Origin of the sequence: Methanoculleus sp. (genome assembly GCF_030019085.1) — an archaeon.
GTDB lineage: Archaea > Halobacteriota > Methanomicrobia > Methanomicrobiales > Methanoculleaceae > Methanoculleus.
Genome location: NZ_JASEFJ010000010.1, coordinates 50085 through 67437 on the forward strand (window position 1 = coordinate 50085; position 17353 = coordinate 67437).

The 17353-nt window shown below is 58.8% G+C and carries 16 protein-coding genes; 11 read left to right on the forward strand and 5 right to left on the reverse strand.

Going from position 1 to position 17353, the window contains the following annotated elements:
- Window positions 1-5: 5 nt before the first annotated feature.
- The 9 genes from QMC91_RS05960 (at window position 6) to QMC91_RS06000 (ending at window position 10850) form a co-directional block, all read left to right on the forward strand.
- A complete protein-coding gene (locus tag QMC91_RS05960) occupies window positions 6-1109 on the forward strand; it encodes a hypothetical protein (RefSeq protein ID WP_300236731.1) in 1104 nt (367 codons plus the stop codon).
- 46 nt (window positions 1110-1155) lie between these two features.
- Window positions 1156-4053 carry a PEGA domain-containing protein gene (locus tag QMC91_RS05965; RefSeq protein ID WP_300236732.1) on the forward strand — a complete coding sequence of 966 codons (2898 nt, stop codon included), beginning with the start codon at window positions 1156-1158 and terminating at the stop codon, window positions 4051-4053.
- A 7-nt stretch (window positions 4054-4060) separates the two neighbouring features.
- Window positions 4061-5236: a metallophosphoesterase family protein gene (locus QMC91_RS05970; RefSeq protein WP_300236733.1), complete on the forward strand. Its 1176-nt coding sequence runs from the start codon at window positions 4061-4063 to the stop codon at window positions 5234-5236.
- Window positions 5237-5241: 5 nt separating this feature from the next.
- On the forward strand, window positions 5242-6072 hold the full coding sequence (locus tag QMC91_RS05975; protein ID WP_300236735.1) for an argininosuccinate synthase: 831 nt from the start codon (window positions 5242-5244) through the stop codon (window positions 6070-6072).
- Window positions 6069-6641 (forward strand): molybdopterin-dependent oxidoreductase, encoded by a 573-nt coding sequence (locus QMC91_RS05980; RefSeq protein ID WP_300236737.1) that lies wholly within the window; start codon window positions 6069-6071, stop codon window positions 6639-6641. Before QMC91_RS05975 ends, QMC91_RS05980 begins: the two co-directional genes overlap by 4 nt.
- Complete coding sequence (gene wtpA, locus QMC91_RS05985; protein WP_300236738.1) at window positions 6638-7663, forward strand: tungstate ABC transporter substrate-binding protein WtpA; 1026 nt, start codon at window positions 6638-6640, stop codon at window positions 7661-7663. Before QMC91_RS05980 ends, wtpA begins: the two co-directional genes overlap by 4 nt.
- Window positions 7664-7820: 157 nt before the next feature.
- Window positions 7821-9113, forward strand: coding sequence for a phenylacetate--CoA ligase family protein (locus QMC91_RS05990; RefSeq protein WP_300236740.1), 1293 nt, complete (start codon window positions 7821-7823; stop codon window positions 9111-9113).
- A gap of 1 nt (window position 9114) precedes the next feature.
- Window positions 9115-10416: a phenylacetate--CoA ligase family protein gene (locus QMC91_RS05995; RefSeq protein ID WP_300236767.1), complete on the forward strand. Its 1302-nt coding sequence runs from the start codon at window positions 9115-9117 to the stop codon at window positions 10414-10416.
- A complete protein-coding gene (locus tag QMC91_RS06000; protein WP_300236742.1) occupies window positions 10416-10850 on the forward strand; it encodes an ACT domain-containing protein in 435 nt (144 codons plus the stop codon). Before QMC91_RS05995 ends, QMC91_RS06000 begins: the two co-directional genes overlap by 1 nt.
- Before the next feature lie 247 nt (window positions 10851-11097).
- Here QMC91_RS06000 and QMC91_RS06005 read toward each other — a convergent pair whose 3' ends face one another.
- From QMC91_RS06005 to hxlA, 4 genes are read right to left on the reverse strand one after another with little or no spacing between them, the layout of a single operon-like run.
- Window positions 11098-11442, reverse strand: coding sequence for a P-II family nitrogen regulator (locus tag QMC91_RS06005; protein ID WP_300236744.1), 345 nt, complete (start codon window positions 11440-11442; stop codon window positions 11098-11100).
- On the reverse strand, window positions 11439-12110 hold the full coding sequence (locus QMC91_RS06010; protein ID WP_300236745.1) for a DUF1538 domain-containing protein: 672 nt from the start codon (window positions 12108-12110) through the stop codon (window positions 11439-11441). Before QMC91_RS06010 ends, QMC91_RS06005 begins: the two co-directional genes overlap by 4 nt.
- Before the next feature lie 56 nt (window positions 12111-12166).
- On the reverse strand, window positions 12167-12859 hold the full coding sequence (locus QMC91_RS06015) for a DUF1538 domain-containing protein (protein WP_300236747.1): 693 nt from the start codon (window positions 12857-12859) through the stop codon (window positions 12167-12169).
- A 43-nt stretch (window positions 12860-12902) separates the two neighbouring features.
- Entirely contained in the window at window positions 12903-14192 is a 1290-nt protein-coding gene (hxlA, locus tag QMC91_RS06020; protein WP_300236749.1) for a 3-hexulose-6-phosphate synthase, read from the reverse strand.
- A 558-nt stretch (window positions 14193-14750) separates the two neighbouring features.
- Here hxlA and QMC91_RS06025 point away from each other — a divergent pair.
- Together QMC91_RS06025 and QMC91_RS06030 are read left to right on the forward strand one after the other, a co-directional pair.
- Window positions 14751-15392 carry a DUF4013 domain-containing protein gene (locus QMC91_RS06025; RefSeq protein WP_300236751.1) on the forward strand — a complete coding sequence of 214 codons (642 nt, stop codon included), beginning with the start codon at window positions 14751-14753 and terminating at the stop codon, window positions 15390-15392.
- A 162-nt stretch (window positions 15393-15554) separates the two neighbouring features.
- Window positions 15555-16250 (forward strand): DUF4013 domain-containing protein, encoded by a 696-nt coding sequence (locus tag QMC91_RS06030; protein WP_300236753.1) that lies wholly within the window; start codon window positions 15555-15557, stop codon window positions 16248-16250.
- A gap of 53 nt (window positions 16251-16303) precedes the next feature.
- Here the strand turns inward: QMC91_RS06030 and QMC91_RS06035 are convergent, their stop codons facing one another.
- Window positions 16304-16645 carry a hypothetical protein gene (locus QMC91_RS06035; protein WP_300236755.1) on the reverse strand — a complete coding sequence of 114 codons (342 nt, stop codon included), beginning with the start codon at window positions 16643-16645 and terminating at the stop codon, window positions 16304-16306.
- Window positions 16646-17353 lie beyond the last annotated feature (708 nt).

A 17353-nucleotide genomic window follows, 5' to 3' on the forward strand; every position in this document is an offset into this window, starting at 1 on the left:
AGGGTATGTGGTTGAAGCAACACGGTATCGTGCTCCTGCTCCTCCTCGGCCTTGTCGCCGGGGCAGCGGCAGCAACGGAGGGGTCTCCCCCCGTTCTGCCGCACGAGTTCTACGGGAACGTGATGGTAGGCGGATCCGCGGCACCGGTAGGGACCGAGATCACCGCCACGATCGATGGTGTGGAGTGCGGTTCTGTCGTGATTGTGGAACCGGGACGCTACGGTGGTCCCGACCCGAGCATCGGGAACCGACTGATCGTGACGGCAACCGCGGACCAGGAAGGAGCGCCGATAACCTTCCTGGTCAACGGCAGGGTTGCCGGCGAGACCGCAAACTTCACCTCCGGTGCGGTAACGGCCCTTGATCTGAGCGTTGCCGCGGAGGCCACACCCACCACGCCACCGGCAGGCGGTGGCGGTGGCGGGAGCACCGGCGGCGGAGGAGGCGGGGGTGGGAGCAGCACCTCCGGTTCTTCTGGTTCAGAGGTCGTCTACGAACCCGGGGCCCCCATCGCCCCCCTGGCCTTCACAGAAGAGGCCACCCTGACCGCATCGAGCGACGGCGTGGTGCTAGAACCGGTGTTGGTCAGGACGGAGGACGGGGTTGCCGCATTGACGATACCTGAAGGCACAACCGCCCTTGACGCGGCCGGCAACCCTCTCACCGCGGTCATCTGCACAAAGGCTGACCCGGCCGAAGTCCCGCCGGCACCACCTGGAGCGAGTATCGCAATCGCCCTCTCATGCGGCCCTGACGGTGCAACCTTCGACCCGCCGATCAGCCTCACCTATACCCTCTCTGAGGACGAGTGGGCGCGGATCGACGAAGGTCTCAGGCCAGTGGTCATGTGGTACAACCCCGAGAGCGGCGAATGGCAGGAGATAGCGGCTACGGTCGATCCTGCGACCCGAACCATCACGGCCAAGGTCTCGCATTTCAGCATATTCGCGCTTGCGTGGACATCCCCGGAGGCTACACCGGCACCTGAAACGGAGGCTACACCTGTATCTGAAGAAGAACCGGCTGCGTTTCCGATCGGGGTGATCGTTACCATCGTTATCATCCTGGTCATCGTGGTTGCAGCATACGTCCTGATGAGGAGGAGATAGCCAGAAGGTTATCTGTATGATAGTTTGAGTTTAAGGACGGAGAATTATGATACCTGAACATTCAGTCCGGTACCAGGCGATCCTTGCGCTCTGTCTGTTGCTGGCACTGGCAGCACCTGCTGCCATGGCAGCGACAACCGAACTTCATGTCGTCAGGTATGCAGCAGATGGCGTGACCATCTTAAACGAGACAACGGTCGACTACCGATGGCTTGAGTCAAACCTCCCTGTTCAGGGAGATGGTGTGACCCACTACTACCATCAGGGACCCGTATTTGAGGGCGACCCCTGGAACCCGGAAGAGGATACAAACGTCCTCGAGAAGGATATGGGCGCGGTGAAGGGAACCGACCTCAAGGATATCTGTGACCTCGTCGGCGGGATGAAGGAAGGAGAGACTGTCAGGATCAAGGCATCGGACGGACTCTCAAGGGTGTTTCCCTACCGTAACGTCTACGAACCTGAATCCCGACAGGGTCCGATGGTGATAACCTGGTATCACGACAAAGACGGATACGTCCCCGATTACCGTTCGGGCATGCGTCTTGTCTTCTTTGCGGATACCTCGACAAACCCCTACGGTGTCCATGCGTTCGGTGTCTGGGACATGCACGAGTGCTTTGACGAGGAGTACTGGTACTTCTACAACGGCAAGTATCCAACAACAACCGGGCTTTCCGTCCAGTACATAAGCGAGATCATCATCTACAGCGAGGAAGAGCCCACAGGGAGTATCCACGTGACCTCAACTCCATCGGGGGCCAAAATCTTTCTCGATGATGAAGATACCGGGCATGAAACCCCGCACACCCTCGTCGGCCTTGAGGTGGGGAGCCACTCCGTCGTGGTCGAGAAGGAGGGTTACATCCGACCGGATGAGAGATGGGTTATGGTCGCAGCAAACAGGGTTGAGGAGGTTGAGTTCAACCTCACCCCCATCACCGGGAGCATCGCAGTCTCTTCCGTTCCAAGCAACGCCAGCATCATCCTTGACGGAGAGGTGACCGGATTGTTCACCGACACGATCCTTGATGAGGTGCCGGTCGGTGAGCACACGATCGAACTTGTGCTGCCTGGTTACTGGAACGTCAGCCGGACGGTCGTTGTTGAGGAGGACGAATGCAGCATTCTGGATCTCGTTCTCACCTCCATAAACGAGAACGTGCCTGAGACCCTCTCGGAGACAGCGATGAATGCAACGCCGGGTAACGCCACCCTGTTTTCACTGCTCGGGCCGTTTGAGTTTCGCGGCAGGCTTGACGTTCTCCCGGCAAACACCTCTGCGACCTCCAACGGGAGCGTTGTTAGTTACCACCTTCCCGACGGGGCGAAGGGACGCTGTTACCTCTACATTGATAACAGCAGCGCCGGTGAACCGGAGTTTGAGGGGGTCGCCCTGGATCGGCGATACGCCACCGCCACGGCCGCGACTTTTGCTGCAAACCTCACCGGCGACAACGCCACGTTTACCGTGCATTGCCCGCCAGGGATCACCGCCGATGGTCTCCTCCTTACAGCGGAAATGGACGAGAACGCATCCTCCTCCATCATCTGCTGGATAGGTGAGGGCGTTATCATCCTGGATGAGGCGACCTCTTTAAGGTTTGAACCGATGCCTGAAACCTCCAGGGTCTCCGATGCCAGGTTGCTGATCGTGGGCAGCGGGAATATCACTGCCTCGTTCAACGGCCACAGCATAACCGGGATCCCGCAAGACGAACCCGTTGTCACGGAGTATGACGTGCTGTCCTGTCTGAATGGTTCATCAAACGAACTCCGCCTGGAAGGGGAGGGTGCGGTGATCAGGAACATCATCCTCTGCCTGACAACCGCCGGGGTGACCTCTGGACCTCCGCCAGGATCGGGAGAGACTCCGAAGTCTTTGATCGAGAGGATACTCGACTTCCTGTATAGGATCTTCGGGTTCTCGGTCGAACCGGAGCAGAACACGACCACCGTCCCTGAGGTTGAGGAGACCCACGTCCCCGAAGAGACCCGACCAACCCCGGTTGCGACACCCACCTATGGCCGGGTCGAGAAGAACCACTCGGGCGGGGTCTATGTCACCTCCTACCCGCCCGGGATGACGATCATACTCGACAACAAGAACCTCTTACGCCAGACACCCCGGGTGATTTACGGTCTCCGTGAAGGGCTGCACACCATCCAGGTCGAGGCGAGCAAAGGTTCTGCAGGAGAGGTGGATCCCGGTTACCGGTTCGAGACCGTCCAGACCTGGGTCTACCCGGACGCTATCACGCCCGTCCATCTCGACGGCGTGGCGCCATCGTATAAAAAGACCGTCCGTGTCGAGTCGGAGGTCTACAGCGGAGAGAGGTTCACCTTAAACGGACTCTTCCCCGCCGGCACCATACCGGGCGAGGGAGAGATTGAGGGCGGCGGTGTGGCCTGGGCAACCGTCCTCCACGACGGGCAATACCTCTCGTATAACATGCCTTCGTCTGTTGAGAACGGCATGAAATTCGTGATCGAACCCTGGAAGGGCGAGACCGTATCCCTCAATGTCAGGTCGAACCCACCTGGTGCCATCGTTATCATCGATGGTTTCCCAACAGGCGAGAGAACCCCCTGCCGGATAGACGGTCTCTCCCCCGGGCGTCACCGCATTCTGGTCTCAATGCCGGGCTACCTCCCCGCCGAAGAGGTGATCACGATACCGGAAGGCTCGAGAACCGGTGGCGTCATAACCTGCACACTCAAGGAATACACCAGCGGCGATCTCCTGGTCGAGAGTAACGTCCCGGACGCCCGGATATACCTCTACGGCCGCTACACAGGTGAGAAGACGCCGCACACCTTTACCGGGATGAGTATCGGCACCTACGAGGTCAGGGTAGTCTCGGAGAACGATTCCAGAACCATGGAGGACGTCCTGGTGAAACCCGGGACAACGACCCGCTGCCTGGTAACTCTGAAGGAGTGAATGGGAGATGAAACGTTACTGTAATCTACTTGCAACTGTGACGGTTGCGCTGTTACTCATTCAGACAGTGTCGGCAGGGATCGTATGGGGCCCCTATGTCACCAGCACCGCGAGCGACTCGGCAGTGGTCTCCTGGAAGGCGACCGGTGAGACCGGTGGATGGGTGGAGTACACCCCGGTTGAGGGCGGCGAGACCCGCCGTGTCCCATCATCCGGGACTGAGAAAGGCATCCAGCACGCCCATCTCAGCGAACTCTCCCCGGCAACGACCTACCATTATCGTGTGGTCAGCGGGAACGAGACAACAGGAGACTGCAGGTTCAGGACGTTCGGTGACCCGGAGTTTACCTGTATCATATACGGTGACACCCGTGGCCAGAAACCTCTCTTCACCCAGACCGAGAGGCACCGCCTTGTGGCAGAGAGGATCGCCGAAGAGGAAGAGATCCTCTTTCTTATCCACACGGGGGATTTCGTCTGCGATGACTCAGAGTGGGATGAGTTCTTCGCTGTGGCAGGACCGGTGCTCAGAAACACAACCCTGGTACCGGTGGCAGGCAACCATGACGGCACGGCGGAGGAGTTCACCAGGATCTTTGCCCTCCCTCCATACTACTCGTTTGACGCCGGGAGCCTCCACGTGACCGTCCTCGACAGCAATGATCGCGCCTGGGCGGATATGCCGACCCAGACGGCCTGGCTCAAGGAAGACCTCAGATCCCCGCTGCCACGAAAGATCGTGGCGTTCCACCACCCGCCTTTCAGCGCCGACCGTAGCCATCCCGGCGGTGATCTGGCGATCAGGGGCGAGTGGGCTGACATCTTCTCAGAGAACGGTGTTGACGCGGTCTTCAGCGCGCACACCCACGCTTACGAGCGCTACAGCGTGAACGGGACAGACTACTTTGTTATCGGCTGTGGTGGCGCCCCCCTCTACCCGCTTGCGGATGAGAAGCCTCAAGGGTATCGGATGGGGTGCGAGGGGACGCTCGGGTATCTCCGGGCGAGAGTCAGCCCTGAATCGATCATCATGGATATGATACCGGTTGCAAGGGTTATCGAGGATGAGGTTAAGCTCTACCCGCGGGGGACTGTCATTGAGACCGTCCGCCTCCCGCCCGGGTGGTGGAGTGTCTTCCCATCAGTTGCAGGTGTGACGAGACTACCAGAATTATGGAGATGATGGTTTTGCATGCAGAGATCAGACGGATTCTGCTCGCGCTCCTCTGCGTGAGCGTGGTATTGATTGCCGCCGTATCGGCGGCACCGACGACCGAACTGCGGATAGTAAAGATCGGAGACGATGGTAAGACCATCCTGAACGAGACAACGGTTGACTATCGCTGGATGGAAGAGAACCTCCCGGTCCTTGGGGACGGGGTGACCCGCTACTATCATCAGGGCCCAGTATTTGAGGGGGACAAGTGGGACCCGAACGAGACGACCAACTTCAAGGACAGGGGGGCCGTTAAGGGGACGAACCTTCGTGACCTTGTCGAACTGGTCGGCGGCGCAAACCCCGGTGATGAGATCATGGTAAAGGCGGTCGACGGCTACCACGTCGAGTTCCCATACGAGAACATCTACGAACCCGATCCCCGTCAGGGGCCAATAGGGATCTGCTGGTACAACGGCGCCGATCCTGAGGTCGGCGAGAGACAGGGGGTTGGCTACGTTCCCGACTACTACACAGGGATGAGGATCGTCTTCTTTGCGGACAACTCCACCAACCCTGAAGGGCTTCATGTCTACGGGAATTGGGATATGCATGAGACGCTCCCGGCTGCCGCCCAGCACTTCTACGACGGTCTATACCCCTCGACCAGCGGTCTTACGGTGAAGTGGGTGGACGAGATCAGGGTTTACACCGGTGGATACCAGGGTGAGAGAGGAGCACTGGCGGGATCCCTCACCACCCCGGCGGGGACGGTCAAACCGACAGAGGCCCCGCTCTCCTTGCTGGTGACCGCTCTCGCGGTCGCTGGAGCAGCAATCCTCTGCGCCAGGAGAGGAGCGTGATTCCGGTGCGCCGCCGGGTATACCCCGCCCTCCTCCTGCTCTCCATCGGCCTTCTGGCTCTCGCGGCCGGATGCCTCGGTACGACGACCGGCGGTGACGACTACCCGGCCTGGAACCTGACAATTATCGGCGATACCGAGATTGTGCTCAGCCTCGATGAGATCAGGGCTATGGACGCCGTCGAGGGTTACGGCTACGCGGTCTCCACTGTCGGAATCAGATACGGCCCGAACCGTTACCGGGGTGTGCTCCTGACCGACCTGCTCGATATGGTGGGCGGGGTCGGGGAGGACGATCTCGTCTACGTCTCAGCGCCGGACGGCTACATGTGGGTCTTTGATGGCGTTCAGGTGAGGGGTGTGGAACTCTTCACGTTCGATGAGAACCTCCACGAGATCCCTTCACCGCCGCTCCAGGTCATCCTGGCCTACGACTGTGACGGCAAACCCCTGGCCTACGACAACGGCGGTCCGCTCAGGCTGGTTGTCATCTCAGAAACGCCAGATGTTATCACCGAGGGAAGCCCCTGGGTGAAGTGGGTAGAGAAGATCGAGGTTAAGAGGCGATGACCCGCGGTGTAGCCCTCCTGGCGGTGATCGGTCTCCTCGTCATCCTTGCATCCACTGCAGGGTGCATGGGTTCCGATCAGGAACGCACAGTCCTCAAGGTTGTCCCGGCCGGGAGCCTGCTCTACCCTTTTGAGCAGATTGAGGCCGAGTTTGAGAGTCAGCACCCCGAAATCGACGTCCAGCTCGAGGGGCACGGGAGTATCCAGGCCATTCGACAGGTGACAGACCTCGGGAGACCCATAGATGTCGTCGCGGTCGCAGATGCATCCCTCATCCCGGATATGATGTACATCCCGATGGGCGAGGGGGAGGAGAACTACACCGACTGGTACATCCCTTTTGCCGAGAACGAGATCGTGATCGCCTACACCGACCGGAGTAAGGGCGCAGACGAGATCACGCCTGAGAACTGGTATCACATCCTGGCCAGGCCGGATGTGCGGGTGGGTTTCTCAAATCCGATGCTCGATTCCTGCGGTTACCGGGCGCTGATGGTGACAGCGCTTGCAGAGGATTACTACAACGAACCAGGGCTCTTTGAGGCGATCATCGGTGGTGCATTTAACCCCCCGATCAGACCTTTCGTCTCCGACGGGATGACCACGATCACCCTTCCCGAACGGATGAGACCCGCAACCGAGAAGGTCGCTATACGGGACGGGAGCATCTACCTCCTCTCGCTCCTTGATGCCGGCGGGATCGACTACGCTTTTGAGTATCGGAGCGTCGCTGAGGAACACGGACTCCACTGGATCGATCTTCCGCCTGAGATCGATCTCGGCTCAGCGGAACACGCCGGTTACTACAGGACGGTGCGCGTGAACCTGGGGTTCCAGCGGTTCCAGTCCATCGGTAGCGAGCGGATCGGCCAGCCGATAGTCTACGCAATCACCGTGCCGCGCAACGCCCCACACCCAAAAGAGGCGCATATGTTTGTGGAGTTCGTTCTTGAGGCGTTCCGCGAGGAGAGACCCGGATGGCCCGACCCCCTCAGCCCGGAGATGAGGGCTGTCAGCGTGTAGCGTGCCATCCATTGACAAACCTTTTCCGCACCGCACTCAAACCTAAAAGAGAGACTATGCCCGGCGGTGCGGCTCTGGCATCCCGCCGGGGAGTAACAGAGTCGGGATGAAGGGGGAGAACCCTTTCTGCCGGCAAAAGACCGATGGGATACTAACTATGTTCTGGAACAGGGCGATGGAGACGATCCGTGGCGACGAGCTTGCGGATCTCCAGCTTAAACGGCTGAAGTGGTCACTGCATCAGGCCGGTAAGACCGGGCTATACCAGAGAAAGATGAGAGAGGCGGGCGTCTCGCCAGACGACATAAAGACGCTTGAGGACGTGGAGAGACTTCCTTTAACCACAAAGAAGGATCTCCAGGCCGGTTACCCGTTCGGGCTCTTTGCCGTCCCCTTGAGAGAGGTCGTCCGGATCCACACCACCTCAGGGACGACCGGGAAACCTACCGTTGTCGGCTACACCCGAAATGACCTGGATAACTGGTCGGAACTGATCGCGCGGAACATGACGATGATCGGGCTGGGGGAAGACGACATCTTTCAGAATGCGGTAAATTACGGGCTCTTCACGGGAGGACTCGGGTTCCACTACGGTGCTGAGAAGATCGGTATGACCGTGATCCCGAGCGCGACCGGGAACACCCGCCGTCAGATCGAGATGATCGAAGACTTCGGGGTGACCGTCATCCACTGCACCCCGAGTTATGCCCTCCATCTCGCCGAGGTGGCGGAATCTATGGGGAAGAGTCTGGATTCTCTAAGGACCGGGATATTTGGGGCGGAACCCTGGTCGGAGAGCATGCGAAGCGAACTCGAACGCCGTCTTGGAGTGAAGGCCTACGACAGTTACGGGCTCTCCGAGATGTATGGTCCCGGTGTGGCGTTTGAGTGCCCGGAGAGGGATGGGCTTCATATCTGGCATGACTCTTACCTGGTGGAGATCGTCGATCCCGCGACGGGTGAACGTCTCGCTCCAGGGGAACGCGGCGAACTAGTCATAACGCCGCTTGTCAAGGAGGCTATGCCACTCATCCGTTACCGCACTGGCGACATTACCCGGTTGATGGATGAGGACGGGTGCGTCTGCGGCCGCGGGCAGAAGATCGAGCGGATCACCGGCCGGTGCGACGATATGATGGTCATCCGGGGGATCAACGTCTTTCCGTCCCAGATCGAGCACGTGCTGCGATCACTTCCGGAGGTCGGGGACCAGTTCATGGTATATATCGACCGCGTCAAACATCTTGATGAGATGACGATCGAGGTAGAGATGAGCAAGGCTGCGTTCTCCGGCGAACTCCAGGACCTGGCCCGGATGCAGAAGAAAATCTCGGCCGAACTTCAGAACACGCTAGGGCTGCGAACGGCGGTGAGACTGGTGGAACCGGGGTCTCTGCCACGGTTCGAAGGAAAGGCAAGACATGTCATAGACCGGCGGGGGGATGCCTGAGATGCCGCCCTGGAACCCGCGGATCGAGGAGATGCCGATTGACGAACTCCAGCGGCTTCAGTTCAAACTCCTCAAATCCCAGATATACCGGCTTTACAGTTTCAACGAGTTCTACAAGCGCCGAATGAAGGAGCACGGCGTCCACCCTGACGATATCAGGACGCTTGGAGATCTTGCGAAACTTCCGTTCATGTACAAGTCAGACCTGCGCGATGGTTACCCTGACAGGATATTCACCGCCGAACGGAGCGAACTGGTCAGGTACCACGTTTCATCCGGGACGACGGGAAAACCAACCGTTGTTGGGTATACGGAGCGCGATATCGCGAACTGGAGCGAGTCTCTTGCGCGGGCGTTCTCCTCCTGCGGTCTTGGCCGTGGAGACGTCGTCCAGGTGAGTTACGGCTACGGGCTCTTCACCGGGGGGCTCGGTGCACACTACGGTGCCGAGCGTCTCGGGGCGACAGTCCTCCCGACAAGCGTCGGGAACACCGAGCGCCAGGTGGAACTGATGCAGGATCTCCACGTCACCGCCATCGCCTGTACCCCATCCTACCTCCTCCATATCGCGGAGGTGGCGGAGAAGATGGGCGTCTCGATACGGAACGATACCGACCTCCGGATGGGTTTCCTGGGCGCCGAGGCCTGGTCGGAGCAGATGCGAACGCGGATCCAGGACTGGCTCGGGATCCGCGCTTACGACATCTACGGGACAAGCGAACTCTCAGGGCCGATGTTCACCGAGTGCAGCGAGCAGAAAGGGATCCATGTCTGGGGAGACCTGGCGCTGCTGGAGGTTGTTGACCCCGCTACTGGCGAGGTTCTCGAGCCCGGCGAGGAGGGGGAACTCACCGTCACGATGCTCCAGAAAGAGGCGCTCCCAATGGTCCGATACCGGACAGGCGACCTCACCGCCATCGATACGGATCCCTGCACCTGTGGTCGGACGCATCCACGTATCGGCCGGATACGCGGCAGGGTTGACGATATGCTGATCATCCGGGGGATAAACGTCTTCCCATCACAGGTGGAACATACATTGCTCGGGATACCGGATGTCGGGAAACATTTCCAGATCGTCGTCGACCGGAAGGGTGCGCTCGACTCGATGCTCGTGAGGGTGGAGGTGAGCGAGGAGGCATTCTCCGACAAAATTCCTGATCTCATGGAGATCAAGAGGAAGGTGGAGCACCGTCTCCGGAGTTCGCTCAACGTGAGCGTGGAGGTTGAACTTGTTGAACCCGGGAGTCTTCCGCGGTTTGAGGGCAAATCCAGAAAGGTTATAGACAGGAGGTCGTTGTAATGGAGAAGTCATCTTATATAATCAAACAGATCTCGGTCTTCTCGGAGAACCGGCCGGGACGGCTTGCGGCAATCGCTGCTGCGCTGCGAGATGCGGAGATAAACATCCTGGCGTTCAGCATCGCTGAGGCGGACGGGTTCGGGGTTGTAAGGGCGCTTGTAGACCGCCCGGACGATGCCTACCGGACGTTGACCGATCTCGGGTTTCGCGTCTCGTTTACAGATGTCATCGGGGTGAAGATGCGCGATGAGCCTGGTGGGCTCTCAGAGATAGCCTCGGTGCTCGGGGATGCCGGGATCAACATCGAGTACGCCTACGCCTACTCGGGGAAGGACGCAGCCGTCCTGATCCTTCGCGTGGATCAGGTCGAGGATGCCGTCCGAAAGATCCTGGACCACGGCGGGGAGCTCCTGAGACTTCCAATCAAGTCGTGAAAGGGCCACGGAACGGGTTAATCGAGGCCGTCGAATAAACGATCCGGGGTTATAAACCCTCCACCTTTTTCGGGGTGGTTTGCGTGGAGATGGCCTGATCGCTCCCTCCCGCATCCCTTTTCCATTTCCCTCCGGACGTGGGGCAAGCTGCGGCGATTGCACATACTTCCATTCACCCGAATCCGTGTCCCGGGCGAGGGTCATCATTAAGCCAGGGCACAGCCCGAAATTACCGGTTTGATATTCTCTACTCTCCTACCTCATTCTTGCGAAACATGTGAACCCTTCCTGCAACACGTCGGATAGGTATGACAAAGACTATACCCATACCTGGCTGGTCAAGTTCGCCAGCGGCGATGATTGCATCGAGCACCGTATCCGTCCGCTCGGCGGCTACGACCGTTAAGATCACCTCTTTCTCGGGTTCGATGGCAAGCCCGAAGAGAGTCTTTCCTTCATGAATACCGGTTCCGCGGCCGAGGAGGATGGTCGCCCCCTCAGCCCCGGCGCCGCGGGCCGCCTCGAGCACAGGCTCGGACCAGCCCCGTTTTACAATCGTGACGATCAGTTCGTTAGCATAATCGTTACTCATCTTGTTTCACCTCTTTTTCTCCTGTAGAGTATGCCAAGCAGCAGCACCGAGATTATGGGGGCGAGCGCTATCAGCGCTATCAGCCCGAACCCGTCCACGACAGGGTCTCGCCCCTCGATCCCTGTCGCAACACCGATGGCAAGTGAGAGGAGGAATGTTACCGCCATCGGGCCGGTGGCGACACCCCCTGAGTCGAACGCCACCCCGATGAAATCCGCATCCGAAAATTTGAGGAGGATGAGGGCCAGCAGGTAGCCCGGCATAACGAAGTAGAGGAGCGAGACGCCGTATACAAGGCGGAGCATCCCGCACGCGACCGAGACGGCGACACCGATGGAGAGGGAGTAGAGGATGACAGACTGCCGGATTGAACCGCTCGAGGCCTCCTCGACCTGGTAGCAGAGGACACGGACGGCGGGCTCGGCATAGGTTGTGAGAAAACCCAGGAAAAACCCGAACGGGACGAGGAGCCACCTCTGGTCGAGTGTGGCGAGTGTCTCCCCGATCTCGTGCCCCGCCGGTAGGAACGCAACTCGCACGCCCTGAAGAAGGAGGATCATCCCGAGAGCGGCAAAGATGATGCCGCGTATCAGGTTTTTGATGTAGCTGCGCGGGAGTTTGAGATAGAAGAACTGGAATCCCAGGAAGAAGACAAGCAGCGGGATCAACGCCTGCGTAACCTCAATGATTACTCCGTCCAGGCCCTCAAGTAGTCCCTGTGTTATCAGAAGAAGAACACCCCCATCGCCATGACGCCGAGTATCGGCCCGATCGAGGCCAGACCGATCAGCCCGAACCCGTCTGTGATCGGCGATCTGCCCGCAAGGACCCTACTTACCCCCGCTCCGAGCGCCAGGATAACCGGCACCGTAAGTGGTCCTGTTGTGACCCCGCCCGCATCAAAGGCGACAGCAAGGAACGCCGGTGGGGTTATGAACGCAAGGAGGAGGACAAGACCGTATCCGGCGGCAAAGAGGTAGCCTATGGGTACCCCTGCAACTATCCGGAGAACGCCCACGGCGGCAAAGAACCCGACGCTGACGCCGATGACGACTATCAGGGGGCCCTGAGCGATCCCGCCACCGGAGACGGTATCTACCATATTGCTGAGTACACGGACGTCAGGTTCTGCCACCGTGGCAAAGAACCCAAAGAGGAAGACCGCAATGACTACCAGTGTAAGCGATCCTCGAGCGGGCAGTTCTGAGCCGATCGCCTCACCCATGGGCAGGATCCCCGACTTGACACCGAAGAGGAAGAGTGCGATCCCGAGGATCACCATGCCGCTGCCGAGCAGGAAGTGAAGGAGTTCGGCAGGCGATGCCCGGAGCACAAAAATCTCGAGGAGGACGATAACGAGGACTATCGGGATGACCGCCTGCAGAACCTCGAGCAGTTCGTCTCTTAACCGCTGCATATCTGGATTACGTTCCTCCAGGAATCGTGGTTATTCCATTAATTCAGCGCCGTTTCTCCCATTTCAGGAGTTCGGAGACCTCTGAGAGTGTCCGGCCGCGCCGGATCTCCTCGCGGATCCGCTCTTCGGTCTTCCTGACCTCCATCGCCCGGCGGGCGATCTCGTAGGCCCGCTCCCGGGGGACTACCACGACACCGCTCTCGTCGGCGATGATCCAGTCGCCGGGCCGGACCTCCTGGCCGCAACAGAGGATCTCGGTATTGATCTCTCCGAGACCCACGGGTTCTCCGGCGTTAGGGACGGTTGCGGTGGCAAAGACAGGGAACCCCATCTCGCGGATATCGTCAACGTCCCGCACTGCGCCGTCGATGACGATGCCTGCAAGGCTGCGGTTCTTCGCGGAGTGGGTGGCAAGTTCGCCCCAGGGTGAGATATCCTTTCGGCCGTCGTTACTGATGACAAGGACATCACCCGGTCTGGCGATATCGATCGCCTCGACGGGTTTTGCCCAGTCGCCGGAAACTGTCCGGACGGTCACGGCCGGGCCGACAGCCCTGACCCTGCCACAGATGGAGACCACGCCCGCCATCGCGCCTTTCCGGTGCATGGCGTCGGTGACGTTGGGCGCAGAGACGCCTTCAAGGAGACGGCGGATGACAGTATCGGGACTCTCTTTCTCCCGCGGCCGAACTTCCGGGCGGTCGATGGCCTCCCTGACCCGGCGGGTCGCTGCGGTCACGTCGGCGGCCTTGACGATGTTGCTGCCCACGATGACGATCGAGGCTCCGGCGGCAACTGCGGCGGATGCGGTCTCTGCGTTCAGCCCTCCAGCGACAGCGATGGGGACGTTCACCTCGCCAGTGAGGCGGTGGAGGAGGTCAAGTGAGGATCTGCCGATCATCTGCTGGTCGATCCCGACGTGGGCGTTGATGTAGTCGACACCGAGCCCGGCAACTTCGCTGGCTCTGGAGACGGGGTCGCTGACGTTGATAAGGTCAGCCATTAGACGGACGCCATACTTGCGGGCCGAGCGGACAGCCTCGGCGATCACGGCATCGTCGGCGTCGGCGAGGATGCAGACGATACCGGCGCCGGACTTTGCGGCCATCTCCACCTCGATCGCCCCGGTGTCGGCGATCTTCATGTCTGCGACGATCTCGTGGTCGGGGAAGCGTTCCCGGAGCGTCCGCACCGCCCGCATCCCCTCGCTCTTGATCAGTGGTGTCCCGACCTCGATCCAGTCCGCACCGCCCTGGACGGCCTCAGTCGCGATCTCTATCGCACGATCGAGGTCAAGGAGATCGAGCGCCACCTGGAGAGTAGGCTTTGGCATGCACTATGATATGGTGGGGATCTTATTTATTCAGCGGTGGTGGCGCTGGCTTTTGTGGCGGAGTGAGAGGAGGAAATGTTATCCGGGGGTGGTTTGAGATCTGTGCGCTCCGCTGATGGCAATCTTTGGCGCACAATCGAGAAATCCGATGATCGGGGTCGGTGGGACCATGAGATGGTGCTATTTCCTGCCGGGGACTGTGACGGTGTGGGGGGATCGCAACGTGGGGGGAGGGGGCGACTGCCCCCGCCTCACGCCCGCTCATGCGGCCCCCCGGGTGAAAGACTATCCTTAAGGCTTGCGGGCCAGGGGGTTCCGGGCCACGGCCACCCCCCCCTGGATACACCTCCTCCGAAGGGCGTTTCTTACCGCTATTTGAGCGTTATTGCGTTTTTGGCGCCACCAGTGGGACGCCTGCGCCGGCCTGCTTTTAGTCAGGATATCTGGATTTGCAAGGATTTGAATAGCCTATTACGGTAAAAGAAGTGATTTAGTGGAGAGTTCATAGTAATCCTTATATACAATATATGCTCATCCTAAAGCGTCGGAGCTTTACTTATGGATTATGGTAAGATGCTGAGCGATTCGTTCGGCTATGCAAAAGATGCTGTCTGGGGCAAATGGGTCCGGTGGATCCTGCTCGTCATCAGCACGATCATATTCCCGCTGATCATGGGGTATGTGGTCAGGATTTACAGCGGTGCCAAACCGGCCCCGGATGTAGGAAACTGGGTGAGGACCTTCATCGACGGCCTGAAACTCTTCATCATCGGTATCATCTACAGCATCCCGGTCTTTATCGTCGCGCTCATCTTCGGAGTGCCCGCGGCGATGGTCAGCGACCCGATGGTTGCCATCGGTACGATCGGTATCGGGCTGCTGGTCATGTTCATCGTCGGTATCCTGGTCACGCTGTTCTCGATCATAGGTATCGTCCGGTTTGCACGGAAGAACAGCATGGGCCAGGCTTTTGCCTTCGGTGCCATACTCCAGCACATCAGAAAGATCGGCTGGGGGAGTTATATCCTCGCGCTCATCATTCTCTGGGTTGTCGCGCTCGTCTTTGGCTTCATCGCCGGTTTGCTGGCGATGATCCCGTTCATAGGATGGCTGATTCTGCTCTTCCTCTACCCGGTCTGGATCATCTTTGTGTCACGCTACGTGGCACTGATCTACGAGAGCGCCCCGGAACCGGCGTAAAAACACCCCATTCTTTTTTTATAGTATACCCTCCACGAATGGATCAGCAGGCGTGTGTCGCGACCGATCCCCCAGCGCCTATATCCGGCCACGTCCACCAGGAAAAACATAACGGTGTAATTATATCCCGGTATCGACAACCGGGTGTTGGTGTTATCACACATGGATTACGGTGCTCTTATCTCCAGGTCCTTTGACTATACAAAGGATGCACTAACAGAGAAGTGGACGCGGTGGATCCTGCTTGCGATCCTCTCGTTCCTCCAGGCTCTGACGCTCTCTCTCGTCCCGCTCCTCAGCGGTTACCTGGTACGGGTTCTCTCGGGGAAGACGCCCGCCCCCGAGGTCGATGAGTGGGGCAGGCTCTTTATCGACGGCTGGAAGTTGAACATAATCATTCTCATATACATCATCCCGGCCGTCCTGATCTTCCTGCTCTTTGGCGGGCTTGGTGCGGTCGGCATGCTTGCCAGCGCGGCGGTCGGCGGGGATGCGGCGCTGATTGGTGCTGCAATAGCCAGTATCCTTGCGGGCATGCTTCTTGCCGGAATCGTCGCGATCATCACGGCGTTTGTCGCACTATTTGCCATCCTGCGGTTTGCTCGCACCGGGCGTATCGGTGATGCCTTCAACCTGGGTGCAATCTTTTCACAGATCGGTAGCCTTGGCTGGGGGACCTGGATCATCACGGTCGTTATACTTCTGGTCGTCGCATTCATCTACGGAATCGTGGTCGGCGCCCTGGGCCAAATACCCTTCGTGGGCTGGATCATCGTTCTCTTCCTCAATGCGGCGTTTGCTGTCTTCGCCGCCCGCTACCTGGCCCTGGTCTACGAGGAAGCCCCCACAGCAGCGTAAGAACATAACAGAACCCCCTGCACTTTTTTTGGACTTTAACTTGCGGAGAAGGTTCAATGCGCAGAATGGGGTGGTAGCCGGTAGCGACGCGAGTGATCCTGTACCCCGTGATGCTGAGAGAAGAGACCCACCGCACAGCCACGGTCTGCCCGGGACAGTGTCAGGTCTTCGCATTCGGGTCGTCCGCTACACCGATCCTGGGCCGGATCGACTGGACGTAAGTCTCTGACGATCGTGTACTTCCCCGTGAACCCCATCTGCTGGATCTCGCGATAGACCCTGGCGGCAGTGAGGGGATATTTGGATAGACGGCTCTGGATGTAGTCTTTGTAGTCGTCGAGTTTGCTCGGTTTCCGGGCTCTCGGTTTCGCTATCGGCGGTGCTTTGGCATTCACGTATTTACGTATGGTCTTACGATCAAACCCGGTCTCCCGGGCGATCTAACTGATTTTCAGTCCTTGATCGTAAAGGTCGCGGATCAGGAAGAACTCCTACATCGTTAGCATTGCTACACCTACAACAACCTGTATGGTGATTATCGGATGAGGAATTTTAGTCTGCCGATAGCGAGATTTTTAGCCACCGGTGTCCAGGAGGTCACGCACCACGGAAGCCCGGATCTCGAAAGAAGGCATATCCTCTCAAAACTGAGTTAGCCCCATCCAGATTTCACCATTCAGCCACCTTTTGAGTCTTCGTCTTCTGGTTAACGCCAGGTGTAATGGTCACCCCTACCAGAAATATACTCACAACAGGGGTATTTTTACAATTATTCAGAAATAGTAGCACAATTCTCGTAAATAGGCCGTTTAAACTTACTTTGTGTGACCTTACCCTCGCCTCTCCGGGCATTGCGCTAGATGTTATGTTCCTGGAGCACCACGGTTCAGTAACTCCACATAAAGCGAAGGATCCCTTTCTCCACCCCCCCCGGGGGTGGCAGTGTGGGGTGATTGCGATGGAGGGCCGTACCAGGGGAGAGAAACAGGATCTCGATGATGGGGTTGTGTTGACACCAGTAGATACCTCCAGGCAGTGTGGCGATGGGGAATCGCCCCTGTCTCATCGTGTCACACAGACACTTTCTTCCCTGGATGGAGAAC

Bases quoted from the DNA above. Each gene is read 5' to 3' on its own strand.
- QMC91_RS05960 (WP_300236731.1), top strand. From the start codon at position 6: ATGTGGTTGAAGCAACACGGTATCGTGCTCCTGCTCCTCCTCGGCCTT.
- QMC91_RS05990 (WP_300236740.1), top strand. From the start codon at position 7,821: ATGTTCTGGAACAGGGCGATGGAGACGATCCGTGGCGACGAGCTTGCG.
- QMC91_RS06015 (WP_300236747.1), bottom strand. From the start codon at position 12,859: ATGCAGCGGTTAAGAGACGAACTGCTCGAGGTTCTGCAGGCGGTCATC.
- QMC91_RS05965 (WP_300236732.1), top strand. From the start codon at position 1,156: ATGATACCTGAACATTCAGTCCGGTACCAGGCGATCCTTGCGCTCTGT.
- QMC91_RS05995 (WP_300236767.1), top strand. From the start codon at position 9,115: ATGCCGCCCTGGAACCCGCGGATCGAGGAGATGCCGATTGACGAACTC.
- hxlA (WP_300236749.1), bottom strand. From the start codon at position 14,192: ATGCCAAAGCCTACTCTCCAGGTGGCGCTCGATCTCCTTGACCTCGAT.
- QMC91_RS05970 (WP_300236733.1), top strand. From the start codon at position 4,061: ATGAAACGTTACTGTAATCTACTTGCAACTGTGACGGTTGCGCTGTTA.
- QMC91_RS06025 (WP_300236751.1), top strand. From the start codon at position 14,751: ATGGATTATGGTAAGATGCTGAGCGATTCGTTCGGCTATGCAAAAGAT.
- QMC91_RS06005 (WP_300236744.1), bottom strand. From the start codon at position 11,442: ATGAGTAACGATTATGCTAACGAACTGATCGTCACGATTGTAAAACGG.
- wtpA (WP_300236738.1), top strand. From the start codon at position 6,638: ATGACCCGCGGTGTAGCCCTCCTGGCGGTGATCGGTCTCCTCGTCATC.
- QMC91_RS06000 (WP_300236742.1), top strand. From the start codon at position 10,416: ATGGAGAAGTCATCTTATATAATCAAACAGATCTCGGTCTTCTCGGAG.
- QMC91_RS06030 (WP_300236753.1), top strand. From the start codon at position 15,555: ATGGATTACGGTGCTCTTATCTCCAGGTCCTTTGACTATACAAAGGAT.